The sequence below is a fragment of the Streptomyces sp. NRRL WC-3549 genome (assembly GCF_000721935.1).
Taxonomy (GTDB): domain Bacteria; phylum Actinomycetota; class Actinomycetes; order Streptomycetales; family Streptomycetaceae; genus Streptomyces.
The window spans coordinates 73,718-76,040 of sequence record NZ_KL585421.1; the positions used below are offsets into that span (position 1 = coordinate 73,718).

The following is a 2,323-nucleotide window of genomic DNA, read 5'->3' on the forward strand; positions in this document are numbered from 1 at the left end:
GGTGGTACGAGCACCGGCCGCCGGTACCGGGTGCCTCCCGGGCCGGCGCCGGACACTGACCCCGCGCGCACGGTGCTCAGGGCAGACGTGTCCCGGCCGGATGAGTGCGGGCCGCTGTGGAGTGGGGGGCGCCTACGAGATATCTTGATGTCAAGCAATGTTGCAGACGTGGAGCGGAGCACCCGGTGACTGACTCGACCATCATCTATACGCACACCGACGAGGCCCCTGCGCTGGCGACGTACTCGTTCCTGCCCGTCGTCGAGGCGTACGCCTCGACCGCGGGGGTCACGGTGGAGAGCCGCGACATCTCGCTGGCCGGACGCATCATCGCCAGTTTCCCGGAGCGTCTGAAGGCCGACCAGCGTATCGATGACGCACTCGCCGAGCTCGGCGAGCTGGCCAAGGCTCCCGGCGCCAACATCATCAAGCTGCCGAACATCTCGGCGTCCATCCCGCAGCTCAAGGCCGCCATCGCCGAGCTCCAGGGGCAGGGCTACGCGCTGCCGGACTACCCGGACGACCCGAAGAGCGACGAGGACAAGGACGTCCGCGCCCGCTACGACAAGGTCAAGGGCAGCGCCGTCAACCCGGTCCTGCGCGAGGGCAACTCCGACCGCCGCGCCCCCGCGTCGGTCAAGAACTACGCCAAGACCCACCCGCACCGCATGGGTGCCTGGACGGCCGACTCCAAGACGAACGTCGCCACGATGGGCGTCGACGACTTCCGGTCCACCGAGAAGTCCGCCGTCGTCACGGAGCCGGGCAACCTGCGCATCGAGCTCGTGGGCGACGACGGCACCACCACCGTCCTGCGTGAGTCCGTACCCGTCCTGGCCGGCGAGGTCGTCGACGCCTCCGTGATGCGGGTCGCCGCGCTGCGCGAGTTCATCACCGCGCAGATCGCCCGCGCGAAGGCCGAGGGCGTCCTCTTCTCGGTGCACCTCAAGGCCACGATGATGAAGGTCTCCGACCCGATCATCTTCGGCCACGTGGTGCGCGCCTTCTTCCCGAAGACGTTCGCCGCGTACGGTGACGCGCTCGCCGCGGCCGGCCTGACCCCGAACGACGGGCTCGGCGGCATCCTCAAGGGCCTGGAGGCGCTGCCCGAGGGCGCGAAGATCAAGGAGTCCTTCGAGGCCGAGCTCGCCGAGGGCCCCGCCCTGGCGATGGTCGACTCCGACAAGGGCATCACCAACCTGCACGTCCCCAGCGACGTCATCGTGGACGCCTCGATGCCGGCCATGATCCGCACCTCCGGCCACATGTGGGGCCCGGACGGCGGGGAGGCCGACACCATCGCCGTGCTGCCGGACAGCAGCTACGCGGGCGTCTACCAGGTCGTGATCGACGACTGCCGCGCCAACGGCGCCTTCGACCCGTCCACGATGGGCTCGGTGCCCAACGTGGGCCTCATGGCGCAGAAGGCCGAGGAGTACGGTCTGTCTCTTATACACATGTGTATAAGAGACAGGGTCCGCGTCGTCGACGCCGCCGGCGACGCCGTGCTGGAGCAGGCCGTGGGCGCCGGTGACATCTTCCGGATGTGCCAGACCAAGGACCTGCCGATCCAGGACTGGGTCAAGCTCGCCGTCACCCGCGCCCGGGCGACCGGCAACCCGGCCGTCTTCTGGCTCGACGAGGACCGCGCGCACGACGCGCAGCTCATCGCGAAGGTCAAGACCTACCTGGCCGACCACGACACCGACGGTCTCCAGATCGAGATCATGACCCCGGAGAAGGCCACCGCCTTCTCCCTGGAGCGCATCCGCCGCGGCGAGGACACCATCTCCGTCACCGGCAACGTGCTCCGTGACTACCTGACGGACCTGTTCCCGATCCTGGAGCTGGGCACCAGCGCGAAGATGCTCTCCGTCGTCCCGCTGATGAACGGCGGCGGCCTCTTCGAGACGGGCGCCGGCGGCTCCGCGCCGAAGCACGTGCAGCAGCTCGTCAAGGAGGACTACCTGCGCTGGGACAGCCTGGGTGAGTTCCTCGCCCTCGCGGTCAGCTTCGAGCACCTCGCGCAGACCACGGGCAACGCCCGCGCCCAGGTCCTCGCGGACACCCTGGACCGTGCCACGGCCACCTTCCTCAACGAGGACAAGTCGCCCAGCCGCCGTCTCGGTGGCATCGACAACCGCGGCAGCCACTTCTACCTGGCCCTGTACTGGGCGCAGGAGCTGGCGAAGCAGACCGACGACGCCAAGCTCGCCGAGGCGTTCGGTCCGCTCGCCACGACGCTGGCCGAGCAGGAGCAGACCATCGTCGACGAGCTGATCGCCGTCCAGGGCAAGCCCTGTCTCTTATACACATCTCTGAG

General features: G+C 68.8%; 1 protein-coding gene. It reads left to right on the top strand.

Features of this window, described 5'->3' with window-relative positions:
- Window positions 1-185: 185 nt before the first annotated feature.
- A partial coding sequence (locus tag IH13_RS0125680) for an NADP-dependent isocitrate dehydrogenase (RefSeq protein ID WP_063837491.1) occupies window positions 186-2,323 on the top strand: 2,138 nt, incomplete at its 3' end.